The sequence below is a fragment of the Paracoccus marinaquae genome (assembly GCF_018860165.1).
GTDB classification, from domain to species: domain Bacteria; phylum Pseudomonadota; class Alphaproteobacteria; order Rhodobacterales; family Rhodobacteraceae; genus Paracoccus; species Paracoccus marinaquae.
This window is the reverse complement of the sequence record NZ_JAHKNG010000007.1, coordinates 66,726-84,475: the sequence shown is the minus strand read 5'-3', so window position 1 is coordinate 84,475 and position 17,750 is coordinate 66,726. Positions and strand designations below refer to the sequence as shown.

Genomic DNA, 17,750 nt, shown 5'->3' with positions numbered 1-17,750 from the left:
GGAGCCGCTGGTGCGGCGCACCGACTTCTGCCGCGCTGAACAGGCCCGCCGCAGGCGTGTAGCCCATGTCCCAAAGCTCTCGCAGCACAGTCTCAAGGCCGAGGGAGACGTGACCGGGTACGTTTTCGAGGAAAACCCATTCAGGGACACATTCACGGATGATCCGGGCGACCTCTGGCCAAAGGTGGCGGGGATCTTTGGCACCGCCGCGCCTGCCAGCGGCGCTGAAGGGCTGGCAGGGATATCCGGCGAGGACGATGTCGAAGGCTCCGCGAAATGGGCGGGAATCGAAGCTGCGCAGATCGTCCCAGATCGGGGCCGGGGCGAAATATCCCGCGCGCTGGGCGGCAACGAGGACAGCTCTTGGCCACTCCTCCCATTCGACGAAGGCGCGGGTGTGAAAACCGGGTTCGGCGAGCATGAGGCCCATATCCAGGCCTCCGCCGCCTGCGCAGAGGGACAATCCGTGCCTGGGACGTGACACCATGGCATTCACCGCACCCCCCGCTGACGCAGCCTGTCCGCCGTCACCAGGCTGCGGGCCAGCATTGCCTCACACATGGCGTTACTGATCATGCTGGGGGGCAGGTATTCGTCGGAGTTGACCTTGGCCGCGTAGAAGGCCGCCAGCTCATCCGGGCTGGGCGGTGGCGTGCCTTGGGCCTTGCTGCTGCGCTTGTTTTTCCGGGCCCGGCAATTTGCGGCAGCGTCCTGCGCATCGCGCTGGGCTGCGCGTTCCATGAACCGATCGAGAGCCTTGGGCCCATCGGGCGGGTTGGGATGATCGCGCCGAGTCTCGGTGGCGACCTCAATGATCCGATCCTCGGAGAGCCCGAGGTCATCGATCCAGCGGCGAACATGGCTTCTGGTCGGCGCGCCCTGCCACCAGGCGGGGAGGCTGGCATTGGCGGCAAAGCCCAGTGCTGAGAGCAGCGCGTCAAAGAACCGATTAAAATCGGCATCGCGCGCAGCCGCGTCCTCCTCCTCCTTTACTGGTTTACTTAAAGGTTCCCTTACAAGGTTAGTGTCCGGATTTTGGACACGGCTCTGGTCATTTTTCGGACACGGGTCGGGGTCAAAATCGGACACGGCTCCCGCGTCCTTTCCATGTCCGGAATTCAGACACGGCTCGGACGCGGCAGGGGTTTTGTCTGCCGGATCGTGTGTCTCTGCGAAGGGAGCTTCGGCATCGTTCAGCCCATGTCCGGTTTCCGGACACGGGGTCGGATCATCTGGTGTAAAGCCCGGCTCGAACCCCAGAATGTAGCGGGTTGGCATCTGCCGCTTGGTGACGGGGTGAATGCGCGGCACCCGGCGGAGCAGACCGCCAGCCTCCAACTGGCGCAGGTGATCGTTCAGCGTCGAGCGGCTGATCTCGCAATCATGCGCCAGCCGCGCCTGTGAGGGGAAGCAGCCGTGGTCCGGGTTGAACCGGTCGCAGAGATGCCAGAGCACAATCTTGGCTGTGGGTTTCAACCCGCGCTGCTTGATGGCCCAGTTGGTGGCGTCATGGCTCATGGCGTGGGCCTCCGCAGAGGGAGCGCAATGCGTGTCGTGAACCCGTGATCCGCCAGTGCGCCCAGCGCATCGTCGAGGCTGCGTGCCAGTGCCCAGCCAAAGCCCTGCGCCAGAACGGCATCGCGGAAGGCCTCCTGCGTCGGGCGCAGTCGGCCTTTGGGGGCCTTCAACTCCAGAAACAGGACGCGCCCGTCGCAGAGCACCATCAGGTCGGCAAAGCCCGCATGGACGCCCATGCCGACCAGGATCGCCTGGCGCTTTGCGCCGCGGGGGCCAGCCTCGGTCACCTCGTTGGCGCAGTGATGGATAATGGCCGTGCGCGGCAGGGCAACGCGCAGCGTCTGCACCACCGCGCGTTGCAGATCAGCTTCGGGGGTGCCGCGCCGCTTCATGATCCCACCTCCGGATCCGGCCGGTGGTTGCCCCGCGTGGGGTGCCTTGCATCGACCACCACCAGCAGGATGCGGGCGTCCTCGTGTTCCTCAATCGTCTCGCCATGTTGAACGAGCACAGTGCAGGCCAGCCTGATCAGATGATCGGAATGGTGGACCACATCAGCCAGGACGGCGCGGGCCTCGCGCCGCCGCTCGTCGATCCAGTCCGTGCGCGCCGCGTCCCGCGCATAGTTCTTGGAAATGGAAAGGTGCGGCTTCATCGCCGACCTCCCCCGCGCCGAGGGCTGGGCAGTTCCTGCTGTTGCAGCCAGTCCTGCACCGCGTCACGGCGGTAATAGACCTTGCGGCCCGCGCGCACGCAGGGCGGCCCGAAGCGTCGCGCCTCCCAGCGGCGCAGCGTGTCCACCGTCAGATCCAGCTCAAGCGCCAGGTCGAGGCGGCTGATCCAGCCGGTCAACACGCCACCTGGCGCGGATCGCTCAGAGGTTCCGGTATCTCGCATGTTCTAGTCTCCCGTTGATCGCCCGAAGCGGGCCGATTTCCGGATCCAAAAGACGCAGACGCAAAGGGGTGGCGGGAAGGCGCAGGGTGGCACTGGAATTGGCATTGCGCGCCACCCCTTGTTTCATTGGGCTTTGCGCGTCTGGCGCGATGTCGGAGAGCTCATGCGCAGGACGGACAGGTGTGCCCGCCAGCGCCGCGCCGGGGGTGGTTGTGCCCGTTCACACCGCACAGGCCCGCATCGGGCGACGTTCGGCGGCACAGGCGGGGTTTCAGGTGGGTGGCAGGGTGGCATCGCTCTGCCAGAACCGCGCCACCCCCTGATTTCATTGGAAATTTACAAAACGCGCTGGTGAATCTGATGGCAATGCGCGCTGCGCGACCCGTTGCACGCCACCACCGCGTGGGCCGCGCTTGCCAGATTTTTCGCAAAACCTAACAAAACAAGGGGTGGCACGGGTGCGGCGATCCGGTGCCACCCTGCGCCTCCCCGCCACCCTGGTGTGTGTGCTTGGCTTGATTGTCGGGCGAATCTACGCCTGTGTCACAGGTGAAAGGACGTGCTGAGTTGGTCAACAGATTGCGATTGAACGATAAATCTGTGCGGGAGGCGGTGCCCGCCAAAGGGCGTGACTACCAGATCTTCGACACCGAGGTGCGGGGGTTCTCGATCCGCATCCTGCGGTCGGGCAACCGGTCGTTTGCACTCGATTATCGCTATGCCGGGGCTCAGCGCCGCATGGCCATCGGGCGCTGGCCGGAATGGACGGTGACAGCCGCGCGTGAACGCGCAAAGGAATTGCGCCGCGAGATTGACGAGGGCCACGATCCCCTTGGCGCGCGGGGTGAATTGCGCGAGGCCCCAAGGATCAACGACATGATAGATCGCTATCTGGCCGAGCATGTGCCGCATCTGGCCAAGACCAACGCATCCGACCAGCGATCGATGTTGACAAAACTCGTGGCACCTCACTGGGGCAACAAGCTGGTCAGTGAGATCACGCCGCATGATGTGGCGAAACTGCTGAACATCATCGCCAAGGGCCGGGCGCGGCCCTGCAAGGACAAACCCAACAACCGGGCGCGCAAGCTGCAAGGGTCAAAACCGACCCCGATCCGCGCCAACCGGACGGGTGAGGTGCTGCGCAAGATGTTCACGCTTGCCATCAGCTGGGGCTGGCGCACGGACAATCCGGCGTCGGGCTTCAGGAAAAGAGTAGAGAACGCCCGCGAGCGGTTCCTGTCGCAGGACGAGATCGCGCGGCTGGCCGAGGCACTGGACGCGGCCGAGGATCAGCGTGCCGCAGGGATCATCCGGATGTGCCTGCTGACCGGCAGCCGGGTGGGCGAGGTGCGGCAGGCGCGGTTTGAACAGTTCAATCTGGAGCTGGGCAGCTGGTCAAAGCCCGCCACCACCACCAAGCAGCGCAAGATCCACCGCATCCCGATTTCGGCCGAGGTGGCCGCGATTGTGCGTCAGCGCCAGTTGGTGGTGCCAAGGGGCAACCCGTGGGTGTTTCCGGGCGATGTGCTCGGCCAGCCGGTCAAGGAAATCCGCCGCTTCTGGATCCACATGCAGAAAGAGGCCGGGCTTCCCGGTGTGCGGATCCACGACCTGCGCCACACCTTCGCGTCCTTGCTGGTCAGCGGTGGTTCCTCGCTGGAGATGATCGGCAAATTGCTGGGCCACAGCCAGATGCAGACGACCCAGCGCTATGCGCACCTGATGGATTCGCCCCTGCGCGCCGGTGTCGATGCCGTGGCCAGCATGCTCCGGCCCCGCCCGAAGATCGTGCATGATGCCGATGCCGTACTCGAAGATGAAAAGTCCGCTTGACCCGCACCGCCTCGTGCCGGTCAGGCGTCTTCACGGCGCAGCTCATGCCAGATCGGGGTGATCCGCCTGCGGATGCTGCGGCTGTCGGGGATCCTCGCACCACCGGTCTGGTCGGCGAACCAGTCCTGCATCTCCGCGATGAGTTCGGCCTGTGTGGCGGGCAGGCCCTGATCGTGGATGCGCCGGATCAGGGCGATGTTCATGCCCGCCCAATCATAGGGCTGTCCGCCATTCGCACCCGCAGTCGCCTTGCGAACCAGGTCGTGCTCGTCCTCGAAGCCGAAAACCTCCTCAGCGCGGATGAGCATATCCGCCACCGCCACCGGCACGCCATCCGGCGGGTCTGTGATGATCAGCCAGTTCGAGGCATCGGGTGGCAGGATGCGTTGCATGGCACCTTCGGTCGGGCTGGGTCCGCTGCGGCGAAACAGGGGCAGCAGGTCCATCGGTGACAGGGTCACCGGGCCCGCCACCATGGCATCGCCACAACGGACAAGGCCAATCCCCGTCATGATCTTCAGCTTGCCCTGGGACGCCCATCCCGCGATGTCTGCGACGGAGCACTCCCAGCGAAATGAGACTTCATAAAGCGAAAAAAACACGCGCGGTGGTAATGCCACGGCGACCCCCTCCTCAATTGGGCCAGAGGAGAGACCATGCCTGTGCCCTGCTGACCATGTTTTTATGGCAAGACAGGAAAATCCGGGCGCAAAAGGTCAGGGCGTGCGATCGCCTTCTTCAACACTTCTGCGCGAAATGGGTCGTCCTGTCGTGATTCTGATCGAGGCCTGCTCACCTCATACGTGTATTTCGCATTCGACAGAAACGGGAGCAATAGGGGCAGAGCAGGAATCTGTGGGTAACGCGGCGGCAGGAATGGCCGTCGGTGTGGAACGTCAGGTAAACTTGATCTTCATGTAATGAACTGACCCCAAGCTGGTCTACCGCACCTCGACGCAAGGCGCGGCGAATGGTTGGAATAGAGCCCTTCTTAGTGTCCGATTCAAAATGGATCGAATGATTTCAGTCTGTTGCAAGGAGACGGGTCACGCGTCTGATATGGGCGATCATTAACCAAGCCGCTGCGCTCTTGACGGAATTCTCCCATTCCTTCGCCAAACTAAGAAAACGACCGAGCCATGCGAAGGCGCGTTCCAAGACCCATCTGCGTGGCAGCACCTCGAAGCCCCTTGCGGTGTCGGAGCGCTTGACGATCTGTAGCGTCCAACGCCCGAGGCTCACGAGTGCGCCCCGCAACTTCGGTCCGGCATAGCCGCCATCCGCGAATATGTGGCGCAGTTTCAGCGCTTCGCGGCGGAGCTTGATGAAGACCCCGGGCGCATCGTCACGATCCTAAATGTTGGCCGTATGAAGCTCGCACGCGATCAGGTTTCCGCAGGTGTCATTAATAATGTGACCCTTGCGTCCTCTGATTCGCTTACCCGGATCACGACCAGAAAGTCACGTATTTTCAGATGTTTCCACGCTTTGACTGTAGATCACTCCTGCAGTTGGCTGCACCTCGCGTCCTGCCGCCAGGCGCGCGCCTGCGACCAGTTCGCGGTAATTGCTTACGGTTGGCCGCACTAGGTCGGATACAATTTTTTGGTGAAATTTATAATTTTTATTGCTAACATGACGTCAGTAACGGCCGACGTCCGCACACATAACCACGGCTTCTGCTCTCTGGTGTCAGCATAATTTTTCGAAGCATGGCCGCTAGACTGCTCAATAAAATCGAAAGGACTAATTCTATGACGAAATACCTGGCGATAGCAATTTTTACTGGATCTCTTGTCATAATGAGCACTCTTACAAATGCGCAGGAGACAGAAGACAGCTCAGAATCTTCTGCAATTGATCCGGTAGTCCTCCAACTTCTTTTAGAAAGTCTAGCTGATAATATTGAGGGCAACATTAGTGCCGCTGAGCGTGAAAGCGGGGAATTGGCCAAACTTGTTCGGGCGTTAACAGGAATCAGTGTTCTCGATATTGAACGGTTTGGTATCTGCGGAGGGCCTAACAGTGAGTTGAGAAAAATTCTTGGGGACAGCGCTTGCGGAGGAAAGGCTGAATAAACCCAAATTTTCATTGAAGAGCGATCAAAGAAGGTATGCAAATGCGAAACCGGTCCCCCTTTCTTGCAAGAGCGATTGTTGTTGCCCTTGTTGCTCTCGGAACTGTACCAGCATTGTCGCCAGCTCATGCGCAAGGGTTCTTCGATGATCTGGACCGTTGTATTGCAGCTAAAGATGGATTCAACGAAGGTCGCAACCAAATGCGTGCGATCATCCAGGCGAAAATGGATGCCGCAAGTACGGCAAAGCCCACAGAAGAATATAGAGACCTCTGGTGGGAGGAAAAGAGAAAGCAAATGAGGGAGTATTTCGACAAATCGCAGTTTGCCTCAATTATTAAGGCTTCCGGTGGTTCCCTCGATAAAGCATTTGTTCTTTGGCTGGCAGAGCAAATTGAAGCAGCGGGAGGTGTGGAGAAGATCGACGCTGTAATCGATTCCGATTTCCAAAAGATGACACAGCTTGAGCTTGATCGAAAGAAGAATTTGACAGAAGCCGAATTTGAAAAACAGAAGGAGCAGTTGTACGGGGAATGCAAAGAGGATGTTTTGAACCAGACACTCAGGGGCGCTATGACGATGGCTATGGCGCCAATAAATATTATTGAAGGGAATTGGGAGGGCGCCAAGCGAGAGTCGGGAGAGCTGGCGAAAATCATTCGCGCAACTACAGGAATTAGTTGGAGGGACATTGAAAAATATGGACTTTGTGGTGGTCCTAACAGTGAGTTTAGAAAATTGTTTGGTTCTCTCTGTTAACGGCAACTTAATTTCTGGACCTATGGCCTATCGGGGGTAATGCAGATGAGAGCTACGTACCTTGCTTTAGCGTGCTGCTTTATAGTGCTGTTCATATTCATGGAGACGCGTGCCGTCTCAGCTAAAGGACTTCTAGATGATTTGGATTATTGCATAGATGCCAGACGTGATTTCAACCAAGACAGTCACATTATGCGCACAGAAGCCGCAGCAGCTTCTAAAGCTGGTCTTGACGAGGGTCCGTCATCGGAGTTCGGTCATGCGTGGTGGCGTCGGACATTCTCAAATTTGTATCTTACCTTTGACCGTAATTGGGGAGACCAGATAACCCAATCTGGCGGCGACGTATCGAAAGGCTTCCTTACATGGTGGAATGACTATGGGCTAACGCAGTATGGTGGTCCGGAGGGTCTCAAAGCGTCTATGGAGAAAAGCTTTGAGAGAATATTTCTAGAAGAGCGTGCGAAAGTTGATAGTGAACTCGCGGAAGAACTACGCAGACGTCAACAAGAGCTGTCCAACACTTGTAAGGAGGATGTTGGAAGCCAGATCGTTCGATTTTCGGAGACGGTTGTCGCAAAAGTAATTGAAGGTGCTAAAGCGCCCGGCGAAATAGTGGTTGGCAATTTTGAAGGGGCTAAACGCGAAAGCGGCATTGGAGCTAAGGTCCTACGCATCACAACAGGAATAAGCATCAAAGATGCATGGAACAACCCGCTCGGAGGTGAGAACTCTGAAGCAAATAAGGTAAAGGACGCCGTTGATGACTTCATTAAAAAGCCGCTAGGCGGGGACAACAGCGTTTTTAACAACCCCTGTGGGTCCTTATGTTGAGAGAAACTTGCCAGACTTGGAGGCTAGGCCATGAGGAACTTACTCGAAATACTTGTTGGTTCGTTTTTTTTAGCATTTTCGGTGGAAGCGTTTGGCGAAGTAGATGAAAATGCATCGCTGTACTCATATGTAATTACGAATTGCACGCATCCTTCGCTTGCCGCTCGAAGACTAGAGGCGCGTTTCTATTCGAAAAATGGGCTGCCATGTAATGCATTATATTTCAAGGAGGGGGGCGTTCAGTTAATTGGGTGGGCAAAGTCCACAACCGGTATCTGTATTGCAAAGCTCCAGGGGGTTCAAAATAACTTAGTAAGAAAAGGTGGTTTCAATTGCTCCACTATAGCTGAGGGAAATAACGCAGATTTTAATGATGCCGCGTCCTTACCAGAAGTCACGGAGACAACGAAGATTCCAATTGCGGTAAGAGGTGTTGTTCCAGATTGGGTTGTTGAAACGCCTCCGCCTTGGGAGTGAACTAATTGTGCATGTTTTATGCGCTCTGGATCCCTTCTTTATTCAATATCGTCCAACCACAAGCCCAGCACTGCCCCGCCATAGAAAATGGACACCTAAGCAATCCACTCGATTTATCATGTGGATAGCCCTTTCCGAAGCTGATTTCCGCCACGCTGTTCCGCGGCGCGATTGATGATCGGGCAATTCATGTCAACGCGACGTCAACCCGCATGCGCCTGTTTGGCACGGTTTGGGATGTTGAAAGCCGGTCAATGACGGACGGTGCCGGAACGGGAAATGCGTGAAATCAAAGGCTTGTCGCCTAAGTCATTGGTTTTCCTAAGCTATTGGAATCGCTAGGGTTTCGGCTCATAACCTGAAGGTCGTAGGTTCAAATCCTACCCCCGCAACCAGAAAATCGCGTAATATCAACATGTTACGCCCCGCCACCAAGCGGGGCTTTTTGCGTTCCCACGACGACTCAACACCAACTCAACAAAACACCCGTCGGTGAGACGCGCGGAGCGGGGCAAGGGCCCAAGGGCCACGGGTGCTGGCCCCATGGGTTTTCCAGCATCTGGTACGGTATTCCGAGGGGTCTGATGCGATAAGGCGCTTAGACGCTAAGCCGCGGAAGTGCAGGGGCGTCGCCAGCTGCGGCCCCAGAAAGTAGCTCGTCCCGCCAACTCTTTAGCGCCGCCCGCGCACTCTCGATCGCTTGTTGGTGCTCAGAGATTTCTGCATCTGGTAGGTGCCTGGCTACTGCTACGCCAGCATCAAACGTGTATGTGGCAACACGGATCGGCCCAGCGACTCCGCCTGGGTTTGTATCGATGACGTGCTGAACAACCCAAGTTGCCATGAACACGCCTTCTCGGGTCGTCGGTTGTGCGTTGTTCGCGCAAAATGTGTCTGCGAGGAAACGTAAAAAGGGATCAGCTGATAGCTTGCCGGAGCCGAGAGCCACATAGAAATGATGCTGGTCAAGAAATCGTGGCTGTAGGGGGCCTTCAAATACGCAGCAGTGGTGAGTGCCATGCATTTGGAATGAAACAATCGCATTGGCACCGATTTGGCCCATTCCAATGCCTGTTTGCTGAAGCTGTTGAATGATGCTTCCGGATAGCGTCACCGCATAATCGAGCGGGTGCTGAACTTGTGCGATGAGCCCGTGCGAGCCATTCGTCATTGTTTTGAAGCGATCAGCCTGCCCCTGATCACCAGCAAACGCGAAGAGTTGTGGCCCATCGAGTACGGACAGCTTCTGCCCATGATGATGGCCCACCGGCATGCCGCCCATACTTGGAGTGATCATGCTGTCAGCGGCAATTACGACGCCATCTGTGCAATGAAAGGCTACGACAACCGTCATCCCCGAAAAACGCTATTAACCTTCATGTCCGGGTAAGCCTTATAGATCGAAGCTACGAGCTGTTCAAAAGATAGCGTGCGCACCCATGTTGAAATTTCACTAATGAAGGTGCGCGCGTTTTTTGGCATTTCCGCAAGGCTGGCTTGGCCGCGCGTTAAGCCCTCAGGAGTAAGGCTGTAATTTCGATACTTTCCGGAGCTCTGAACACGCGTAAAGCCCTGACAGGCAAGTGCGTCCAACCCATCATAGACGGCCTTATCGAACGGGCCATAATCATAGGCACGGAAGTTGAAGTGCGGCCCACCCACAAGGTGATGAGCTTCGCGGTCAATCAAGAAAAACAGCTTCTGCACCTGCACTGGTGAGAAGGTTGCGCCTGCACCGCCAGCCGCAAGGGCAGCCAACAGGATGTCGTCTCGGTCCATAGCGTCCTCCGGTTCAGACCGATTCTATCTTACATGTCAAGTCTTGACGAGCCATAAACGTTTGACTCATCGCCTCTACTTTCACTGAACTATGAGAACTTAGCGACACGCCAGCGCTTGCTGCTGCATGATTTGGCAGTCAACGAGGATGCCCTAGATAACGGATTTCGGCGGCAGTACATCAACTTCTATTACTGGGCTCTGCTGGAGCCCGGCGGGATACTCGGCCACTGGCGGGCAAGCCTGGTGGTCAGAAACCGCCCTCGCGCAACCGCTCGACAGGATTGTCACGTTTACGAGGACGCTCCGTCCTGGCGACTAGCGCCGTTCTTCTAAGGTGCGCAATTGTGCCCCTCTCGGCAGGGGACAGGGCGGAGCATCCGTGCCACCATTCCAGCGCAGCGAATCCCTGCCACTTTTTGAAACCATGAATCCGTGAACCGGGCCGGGCATGGCGCTGCGGTCGAGGCGTCTGGCGCTTCCCGCGGGGCTTTGCCCGGCCCGGCTATCACCTGCAGGACCGTGCCTGATCACGCAGTACGGCGTAATCGCTCATCATTCGCATCAGCACCGCGCCTTCGGGCATGGCCTCGACCTCGCCCGCCGCGCGGGTTTGCTCGGCGGTGCTGTAGACCACCACGGGCGGGCAGGGGGCGCTGTCAGAACTTGCCGTCGCGCAGCCGCTCAGCCAGAGCATCGCGATCATGAGGGCGGCGGCTGGCGGCATCGAGCATCCTTTGACGCGCATCATTGGTCCTTTCTAGATTTTCGAGGCGTTCGTTGGCGCGCCCGGCCTTCTCGCCGCTGCGCCGCGCGCCGAGGATGAACAGGATGGCGGCGGCGGCGATGGCCAGCCAGGACTTGAAGCGGGCCAGCATCACGAGGCCCGCCTGATCAGCCGGAACAGCACCCAGGCCCCGGCCATGACGATCAGCGCTGCCAGCGCGAAGGAGACCGGCCCGTCGCCCTGCAGCGTCCCGGTCAGCCCGGCCAGCGCGCCGCCCGCCGCTGTCAGCACTTCCGGCGTGACCAGCTTTTCGACCAGGGGCGGGACTGCTGCCTCGACTGTGCGCGACGAGACAAAACTGCCCTTCGACCACAGGCCGATCTCGGCCGCGCGGCGGTTGACCAGCCCGGTCATCTTCTTGCCGTCATTATAGACCCAACGCGCAAGCTGATCGGGCACGGCATCATGATCGCCGGCATTCAGCTTTCTGAGCAGGGTGGAACCGGCGAACTGCCTCTCGCCGATGTTGAAGACGAAGCTGGTCAGCGCCGCCCTTTGCCCATCGGTGAGCGGCACCTTGACCAGCCGGCGCAGGATATCCTCGGCCTCGCCCAGATCGTGCTCCAGCGCGGCCTCGGCCTGTGCCTCGGTGATCTTCAGGCCCTTGTGGACTGTCATGAAGCGGTCCGAGATATGCCCGTAACCGATGCTCCAAGGGGTGCCGTCCTTGCTGCCGGGATCGGGATAGGCCTCCAGCCGCAGGCCCTCCCAGCGCTTGACGTGTTCGATGGTTTCTTTCGCCACAGACATGCTGTTCTCCAATGCAAAAACCCCGCGCGCTGGCGGGGTGGGTGGATGGTCGGGTTGGGCGTCGGTCAGTCGCGGGCGGGCCCGCTGCGTTCCAGCAGGCGTTTGATGTCGGCGCGCATCTCGCGCAGCATCTCGTTCTGTTCCTTGCGGGTTTCCGAGATCGCCTGGCGGTCGGCGTCGAGCTGCTTTTCCAGCCTTGCGACCTCGCGCAGCGCGGTTTTGCTGCTGCCCTCAAGCCGCACGAGCCAGATGCCAAGGCCGGTTGCCGCCATGATCGCGCCCCACCATTCGCGGATGCTGTCCATGAGGTTCTCTTCCATGGGTTCAGTCCGGCGCGGCGCAGGTCAGGTAATGGATGGCAATGCGCACCGCGCCTCCGGCAAAGCTGCCGCCATTGGCGGTGAGGCGCACGGGCGTGTCGGCATAGAACGCCGTCGGGCCGATGACGCCGATATTGCTGCTGCCCACGGCCACACCGAGCGAACCGCCGAATTTCGAGGGCTCGCCGTTGATGCCGCAGTCGAAGGAGCTGGCCCCCAACACCGCGGTCACGGTCCGCACGGATACACCGAGAACGATGGCACGGTTGGGGATCACGATGGTCGAGTCCCGGCTGGCCCCGGAAAGGCCGGAGAGGGTTTCTTCCCGCACCGCCATGCCGGTGGTCGCGCCATTTGCCTCCCGCGCCACGGCGACCGAGGCTGCCTGCGCGATGAAGCCCATGGCATCCACAACCGGGATCCACGCCGATCCGGTCCAGACGATCGCCTGCGCCTCGTCCTCGATCCAGGCCATCCAGCCGGCGCTCGGCAGGATCCGCATCCAGGCGCCGTCGATCCAGTAGGCGATGCTGCGGTCCCAGCCAGCCCACGCGCCCGTCGCGCCACTGGCTGCGATATAGCGGTCGCCTTCGGCCGGACTGGCCGGTGGCGTGGTCAGGTCGCGATCAAGGATCGCCAGCTGCACGATGCCGTCGAGCATGCGCAGCGCCTCGTTCATGGTGACGTGCTTTTGCGCCTGCGCTGCCATGATGAAAGGCAGCGCCAGATGCGCTGTGGTCTCGGACATGGGTGGTCTCCTGATCAGAACCAGAGGGTGGTGATGGCGCCGGCGCCCGCCCCATAGGCCTGCCCGATCTGGGCAATGCGGATGGTGAGCGACGCGCCCGGCCCGAGCGGGGCGCCCCAATCGGCGATCTGCTGGGCGGCGGTGTAGAGCGCGCTGCTGGTGGCAGTGGTCAAGGATCTCTTGACGGTTGCCCCGTCGAGGATCTCGACCTGCCAGGACTCGCCGGCCTCCGACATGGGGATCTCGGCGGCGTTCCAGCTATCGGCCGCCAGCGAACGGTCACGCCTCACCCAGCTTATGGTCAGATCGCCGGGGCTGCGCGCGCGCCGCCAGGGCTGCTCGACATGCACGGGCGCGAAGGGCCGCAGCCCGATGCCGCGCGGGGAGAAGGCCAGTGCGGCGAAGCTGTCATCGCTGACCGGACGGCTTGCCGGGCCGATGCGCCAGTTCCACGGCAGGCCCAGATCGGCCTCGGCGACAGGAAGCTCTGCCAGCGCCGTATCCAGCACCACCACCCGCGCGCCCTCGGACACCATCGGTGCCATGTCGACATCCGTGCCGCGCTGACCGCGCAGCAGGCGGGAGAGCCGATAGCGGCCGGGCGCGATCAGTTCGGCCTGCGAGAATTGCAGGATCTCCCAGCCGCCGCCGGGCTGCTCGATGGCGATCGTGTTCTCGCCGCCGAACAGGCGCAGATCGGTCACACTTTCCAGCGTGCCGGTCAGCACCTCCAGATAGACCGAATTGCCATAATCGAAGCGCGAGACCGGGCCGGAATGAAGGGCCGAGGTCAGCACTCCCATGCGCGCCCGACCCGAGAAGGTGGCCAGCAGATCGAAGCCCGACGTGTCCGGGCTGCGGAACACCGCCATCTGGCCGGGCCATGGTCGGGCATGGGCGGCGATCAGCGGGTGATGCGGCGCGAGATCCTCGCGCAGTTGCGGCAGGTTAAGAAGCTCGACCAGCGGCGCACCGAACACGACCGGCCGGGCAAGCGCAGCCGGGCGAGGGCTTCCGGGCGGCAGGTCATAGGCATCCCGGTCCTGGCGGATGGTCTCGATGCTGCGGGCCTCGGCATCGGAGACCGTGAGGATGCGCATCTCGGCCAGCCGTCCGTCGTGATCCAGCGCGATGACATCGCCGGGATCCAGCGCCAGCATCGAGGGCGGCAGGCTGAAGGCTCCGGTCTCGCGGCCGATCCATGCCTCCATCAGCGCCCGGCGGCAGCGCCGGTCGGCTTCCTCGGGCGGCACCGCCATCGGAAAGCTGTCCGAGGATACCCGGCTGGCGCTCACGGCAATGCGCCGCGCCTCGACGGTGATGCCGTCATAATCCTCGTCGGCGCGCGCCACTTGCCATTTCAGGGCCTGCGGCAGTTCCGTCTCCTGCCCGCGCGACAGTTCCATCACGTCGCTCTGGCCCGCTGCCATGTCGTCCGGGGCGACGGCCGCCACAGGGGCGCGCCCGCGCATGACGAAGCGAATGCGCCCCTCGCTCTCGACCGCATCGAAGCCGAAGTGACGCGCGAGCATGGTGATCGAGGTGCGGGGCGATTCCAGCGCCGAGATCACATAGCCGTCGACAGCGCCGGTCAGGCCCGAGACATCGATCCACGCCGAGGGCGTGCCGGCGCTCAAGCAGAGGTGGCGCACCAGCGCCGCCAGCGACACCGCGCCCAGCCGCCCGGTCAGCCAGTGCCCGAGGCGCCAGTTGCCGCCGTCCGACCACACATCGGAAAGCTCGGGGAAGAACGGATAGGGTCGGGCATCCCAGGTCCATGCGGCGCTGCCCGCGATATCGACCATGCGCCCGCCATATTCGGTGGAGACCGGGTTGTTTGCGGCGTCACCCCAGAACAGGTAGGTCGCTTCCAGATAGGCTCGCTGGACGGCATCGTCGCGCCAGCCGCGCGAGAACCAGGGCACGAAGGATTCCGAGGATTTCGGGTCATGAAACACGTTCGGCTGGTTGGGGCCGCGATCCACGGCCGGGCAACCGAGTTCGGTAAACCGGATCGGCTTCGACTGCGGCAGCCATGCGGTCGGGGACGCTGCGGGGATCCCGCCTGGACGGTTGCGATGCGGGTTTGACCACCAGCCGCGGATGTCCTTGTAGCGGAAGATCCACGGCTCGGGCACCACCGCGGGCAAGGTCGCGAAACTCGGGACCGCGCCCGACCATATGCTGAGATTGCTGACCAGCGCTCCCGGCCAGGGGAGTGCTGTCGTGACGGTGCTGGACCCCGACACCGGGCCGTTGGCAAGGCCATATCCTGCGCCGTTGTTGGCGGCCCATGTGCCGGATACGGACCCGCCGAAGCTTGCCGTGGCAGAGACATTCCCGTCGACTGCAAAGCCGATCTCGCCGCTTGCCATGTCGAACCATGCGACCAGATCGGCGGTCCTGCCAGCAAGTGAGGCGGCAGGGATCGCGGCTGTCCTGGTCTGTCCGATGGCCGAGAAGATCTCGTGCAGGATCAACTGCCCGCCGGCCAGGCCAAAGAACATGCCGCTGCTCTGGTTGCCGATCTCGAAAACAATGCCGTCCGCGATCAGGGCCGGGAACTGAACCCGGCAGGATAGGGTGATGCTGGCACTCCGATATGGCACCGTGGTGGTGAAGCTGGTGCCGGGACTTTGGCTGATGCCGGGTGCTGCAACAGGCATCGCGGTGATGACCTTGCCGCCGGCGCCCGGTGTGATGCTGTCCTCGATTGGCGTGCGGTTCTGCGCGATCCGGTCGCCCTCGCTGGCATAGTACCAGTCGAAGCCCTCGCCGCCGGCAATGTTCGATTGCAGATAGGCGCGGTCGTAGATCGACGGCCATGCCAGCGCATCGAGATGCTCCCAGCCATCGCGCCAGTCGGAAAGCGGCATGTAATTGTCGATACCGATGAAATCGACATTGGCATCCGCCCAGAGCGGGTCGAGGTGGAAGAACACGTCGCCCGAGCCATCGCCCGGGTGGTGCCCGAAATACTCCGACCAATCGGCGGCATAGCTGATCTTAGTGCCCGGCCCGAGGATCGAGCGGACGGCAGCGGCCAGAGATTGCAACGCGGCAACCGCCGGATAGGTCGATGCCCCGGATCTGATCGAGGTCAGCCCGCGCATCTCGGATCCGATCAGGAAGGCAGCAACCCCGCCCGCCGCCGCGCAGAGGTGGGCGTAATGCAGGATCATGCGCCGGAAGCCCCAATCCGTGCCGCCGGTCCACGTCACGCTGTCGCCGTTGACTGCGAAATCCGAGGGCTGGGCATTGCCGAAGAAGGCATCGACCTGCGCCGCGGCGGCGGCGGTCTTGTCCACGGTTCCGGCGAAACCGGCGGCAGGTGAGCAGGTGATCCGCCCGCGCCACGGCAGCACCGACTGGCCGATGGTTGCGGCATAGTCGGACCAGGGATCCGGCAGGGTGTTGCCGGCCGGGACATCCATCATCAGGAACGGATAGAAGGTCACCTTGAGCCCGCGCGCCTTCATCTCGCGGATGGCCTGCAGCACCGAGAAATCCGCTGGCGTGCCACCATAGATCGGCCGCCCCTGATCGTCCTGGCTGACCACCAGCGCATCGCCGCGGCTCACGCCGTTGACGCTCCAGGCAGGCGTGGTGTTCTTCTGCGCCATTTCGACCTTCGGGCGGATCGTGCAGCTTCCGGCGCGCAGATCGTCGCCGAACAAGGACACCACCAGCGAGGCGCTTTCGACCCTTGGCACCATGGCTTCCAGCCGGTCCAGCGAAACCACCATGTCGGTGGTCCCGGCCATGGCGTTGACATTCTCGGCCGCGCTGTCGCCGCCCTCGGCCTTGCGCACGATCTGGGTTGCGTAGGACCATTCGCCCGACGCCGGGATAATGGTGACCGCGGGCACCAGCCCCTCGGCGGTGTCGGCATCGTCCAGAGGCCGGAAGACCTCGAAGGACAGTTGCGGCAGGCGGTTGCCGAAGCGCGCAAGCGGCAGTTCCTCGAACACCACATAGGCGGTGCCGCGATAGGCAGGCGTGTTCCCCACCCCCATCTTCGCCGCGATGAAGGGGTCGGGGGCCTGTGCCTCGCTGCCCGGATAACAGCGCCACGTCGCCTCACTGAGGTCCACGATCTCGCCATCAGCCCAGATGCGGCCAATGCCGGTGATCGTGCCTTCGCAGAGCGCGACCGCGAAACTGGCATAGTAGAGGTACTCGGTCGTGGTGACCTTCTGCCCGCCGCCTTTGCCGCCCCCCTGGCGGTGAACATTGGTTTCCTCGCGGAAGTCGGTCGCCCAGATGATATTGCCGCCGATGCGCATGCGGCCATAGAGGCGCGGGATCACCACGCCCTCGGTCGCCGAGGTTATGCGCAGGCTGTCCATGCGCTGGCCCTCGATGCGCTGGCGGGGCAACAGCGACGAGACGATCCAGCTGTCGACCATCGAGCCGATGCCGGAGCCGATCATGCCGCCGATGGCAGCGCCGGAGAGGCCGAGGATCGTGCCGCCGAAGCCGCCGCCGATGGCGGTGCCGACCGCGCCGAGAAGGATGGTTGCCATGAGTCAGGTCTTCTTCTTGTGCAGGCCGGGCGCCGGGCGCGGGAACAGGAAGGCGAAGGCAATGCGCCGCCGCCATGCGATGGTGAGCGGTTCTTCGATCACCCCGAGCCGCTCATAGGAATGGACGAATGTGCCCTCGCCGGTCAGGATCCCGACATGCTTGACGATGGCGCCCGCGCGCATGCGGAACAGCACCACCGCGCCCGGCCCGGCCTCGGCCGGGTCGATGCGGATCATCACCCGGCCGGCATTCTCGGCCAGCACCTCGCGGCTGCCGATCTCGCCCCAGTCGCGGCTGTAGGGCGGCACCGGCAGCGTCTCGCTTCCGACCACTTCGCGCCAGATGCCGCGCGCCAGCCCGAGGCAGTCGCAGCCGACGCCCTTGACGCTGGCCTGATCGTGATAGGGCGTGCCGAGCCAGCCGCGCGCGGCGGCGATCACG

General features: G+C 61.6%; 18 protein-coding genes and 2 pseudogenes. 5 read left to right on the top strand and 15 right to left on the bottom strand.

Annotated features, from left to right (window positions below):
- Positions 1-28: 28 nt before the first annotated feature.
- The 5 genes and pseudogenes from KNW02_RS20835 to KNW02_RS06295 form a co-directional block, all read right to left on the bottom strand.
- Positions 29-421 (bottom strand): annotated as a pseudogene (locus KNW02_RS20835) (DNA cytosine methyltransferase); the annotation flags it as partial.
- 71 nt (positions 422-492) lie between these two features.
- Positions 493-1,518 (bottom strand): helix-turn-helix domain-containing protein, encoded by a 1,026-nt coding sequence (locus KNW02_RS06310; RefSeq protein WP_216032418.1) that lies wholly within the window; start codon positions 1,516-1,518, stop codon positions 493-495.
- The gene (locus KNW02_RS06305) at positions 1,515-1,910 is read right to left on the bottom strand and encodes a VRR-NUC domain-containing protein (RefSeq protein WP_216032417.1); all 396 of its coding nucleotides are present in this window, start codon (positions 1,908-1,910) and stop codon (positions 1,515-1,517) included. The genes KNW02_RS06310 and KNW02_RS06305 overlap by 4 nt, the downstream gene beginning before the upstream one ends.
- Positions 1,907-2,173 (bottom strand): hypothetical protein, encoded by a 267-nt coding sequence (locus KNW02_RS06300; protein WP_216032416.1) that lies wholly within the window; start codon positions 2,171-2,173, stop codon positions 1,907-1,909. The genes KNW02_RS06305 and KNW02_RS06300 overlap by 4 nt, the downstream gene beginning before the upstream one ends.
- Complete coding sequence (locus KNW02_RS06295; RefSeq protein ID WP_216032415.1) at positions 2,170-2,415, bottom strand: helix-turn-helix domain-containing protein; 246 nt, start codon at positions 2,413-2,415, stop codon at positions 2,170-2,172. Before KNW02_RS06295 ends, KNW02_RS06300 begins: the two co-directional genes overlap by 4 nt.
- Before the next feature lie 567 nt (positions 2,416-2,982).
- Here KNW02_RS06295 and KNW02_RS06290 point away from each other — a divergent pair.
- On the top strand, positions 2,983-4,251 hold the full coding sequence (locus KNW02_RS06290) for a tyrosine-type recombinase/integrase (RefSeq protein ID WP_216032414.1): 1,269 nt from the start codon (positions 2,983-2,985) through the stop codon (positions 4,249-4,251).
- A 20-nt stretch (positions 4,252-4,271) separates the two neighbouring features.
- On the opposite strand, the gene KNW02_RS06285 is transcribed toward KNW02_RS06290, so the two are convergent.
- Both KNW02_RS06285 and KNW02_RS06280 read right to left on the bottom strand, forming a co-directional pair.
- The gene (locus KNW02_RS06285) at positions 4,272-4,871 is read right to left on the bottom strand and encodes a hypothetical protein (RefSeq protein ID WP_216032413.1); all 600 of its coding nucleotides are present in this window, start codon (positions 4,869-4,871) and stop codon (positions 4,272-4,274) included.
- A 403-nt stretch (positions 4,872-5,274) separates the two neighbouring features.
- Positions 5,275-5,814: pseudogene (locus tag KNW02_RS06280) on the bottom strand (transposase); the annotation flags it as partial.
- 191 nt (positions 5,815-6,005) lie between these two features.
- Here KNW02_RS06280 and KNW02_RS06275 point away from each other — a divergent pair.
- The 4 genes from KNW02_RS06275 to KNW02_RS06260 all read left to right on the top strand — a co-directional run bounded on the left by KNW02_RS06275 (position 6,006) and on the right by KNW02_RS06260 (position 8,398).
- Positions 6,006-6,329: a hypothetical protein gene (locus tag KNW02_RS06275; protein ID WP_216032412.1), complete on the top strand. Its 324-nt coding sequence runs from the start codon at positions 6,006-6,008 to the stop codon at positions 6,327-6,329.
- A 41-nt stretch (positions 6,330-6,370) separates the two neighbouring features.
- Positions 6,371-7,087 (top strand): hypothetical protein, encoded by a 717-nt coding sequence (locus KNW02_RS06270; RefSeq protein ID WP_216032411.1) that lies wholly within the window; start codon positions 6,371-6,373, stop codon positions 7,085-7,087.
- Positions 7,088-7,186: 99 nt separating this feature from the next.
- Positions 7,187-7,921: a hypothetical protein gene (locus tag KNW02_RS06265; protein ID WP_216032410.1), complete on the top strand. Its 735-nt coding sequence runs from the start codon at positions 7,187-7,189 to the stop codon at positions 7,919-7,921.
- Between the two features lie 30 nt (positions 7,922-7,951).
- The gene (locus KNW02_RS06260; RefSeq protein WP_216032409.1) at positions 7,952-8,398 is read left to right on the top strand and encodes a hypothetical protein; all 447 of its coding nucleotides are present in this window, start codon (positions 7,952-7,954) and stop codon (positions 8,396-8,398) included.
- Between the two features lie 598 nt (positions 8,399-8,996).
- On the opposite strand, the gene KNW02_RS06255 is transcribed toward KNW02_RS06260, so the two are convergent.
- The 8 genes from KNW02_RS06255 to KNW02_RS06215 form a co-directional block, all read right to left on the bottom strand.
- Positions 8,997-9,752 carry a hypothetical protein gene (locus KNW02_RS06255; RefSeq protein WP_216032408.1) on the bottom strand — a complete coding sequence of 252 codons (756 nt, stop codon included), beginning with the start codon at positions 9,750-9,752 and terminating at the stop codon, positions 8,997-8,999.
- Positions 9,749-10,177, bottom strand: a complete 429-nt coding sequence (locus KNW02_RS06250; protein WP_216032407.1) for a hypothetical protein — start codon at positions 10,175-10,177, stop codon at positions 9,749-9,751. Before KNW02_RS06250 ends, KNW02_RS06255 begins: the two co-directional genes overlap by 4 nt.
- 659 nt (positions 10,178-10,836) lie before the next feature.
- A complete protein-coding gene (locus KNW02_RS06245; protein ID WP_043132454.1) occupies positions 10,837-11,055 on the bottom strand; it encodes a hypothetical protein in 219 nt (72 codons plus the stop codon).
- The gene (locus KNW02_RS06240; protein WP_216032406.1) at positions 11,055-11,714 is read right to left on the bottom strand and encodes a lysozyme; all 660 of its coding nucleotides are present in this window, start codon (positions 11,712-11,714) and stop codon (positions 11,055-11,057) included. The genes KNW02_RS06245 and KNW02_RS06240 overlap by 1 nt, the downstream gene beginning before the upstream one ends.
- Positions 11,715-11,779: 65 nt before the next feature.
- Positions 11,780-12,034 (bottom strand): hypothetical protein, encoded by a 255-nt coding sequence (locus tag KNW02_RS06235; RefSeq protein WP_216032405.1) that lies wholly within the window; start codon positions 12,032-12,034, stop codon positions 11,780-11,782.
- A gap of 4 nt (positions 12,035-12,038) precedes the next feature.
- Entirely contained in the window at positions 12,039-12,782 is a 744-nt protein-coding gene (locus KNW02_RS06230) for a DUF2793 domain-containing protein (protein WP_216032404.1), read from the bottom strand.
- A gap of 14 nt (positions 12,783-12,796) precedes the next feature.
- Positions 12,797-17,308, bottom strand: coding sequence for a baseplate multidomain protein megatron (locus tag KNW02_RS20830; protein WP_252733490.1), 4,512 nt, complete (start codon positions 17,306-17,308; stop codon positions 12,797-12,799).
- Positions 17,309-17,311: 3 nt separating this feature from the next.
- On the bottom strand, positions 17,312-17,749 hold the full coding sequence (locus KNW02_RS06215; protein ID WP_100526003.1) for an NlpC/P60 family protein: 438 nt from the start codon (positions 17,747-17,749) through the stop codon (positions 17,312-17,314).
- Position 17,750: the final 1 nt, after the last annotated feature.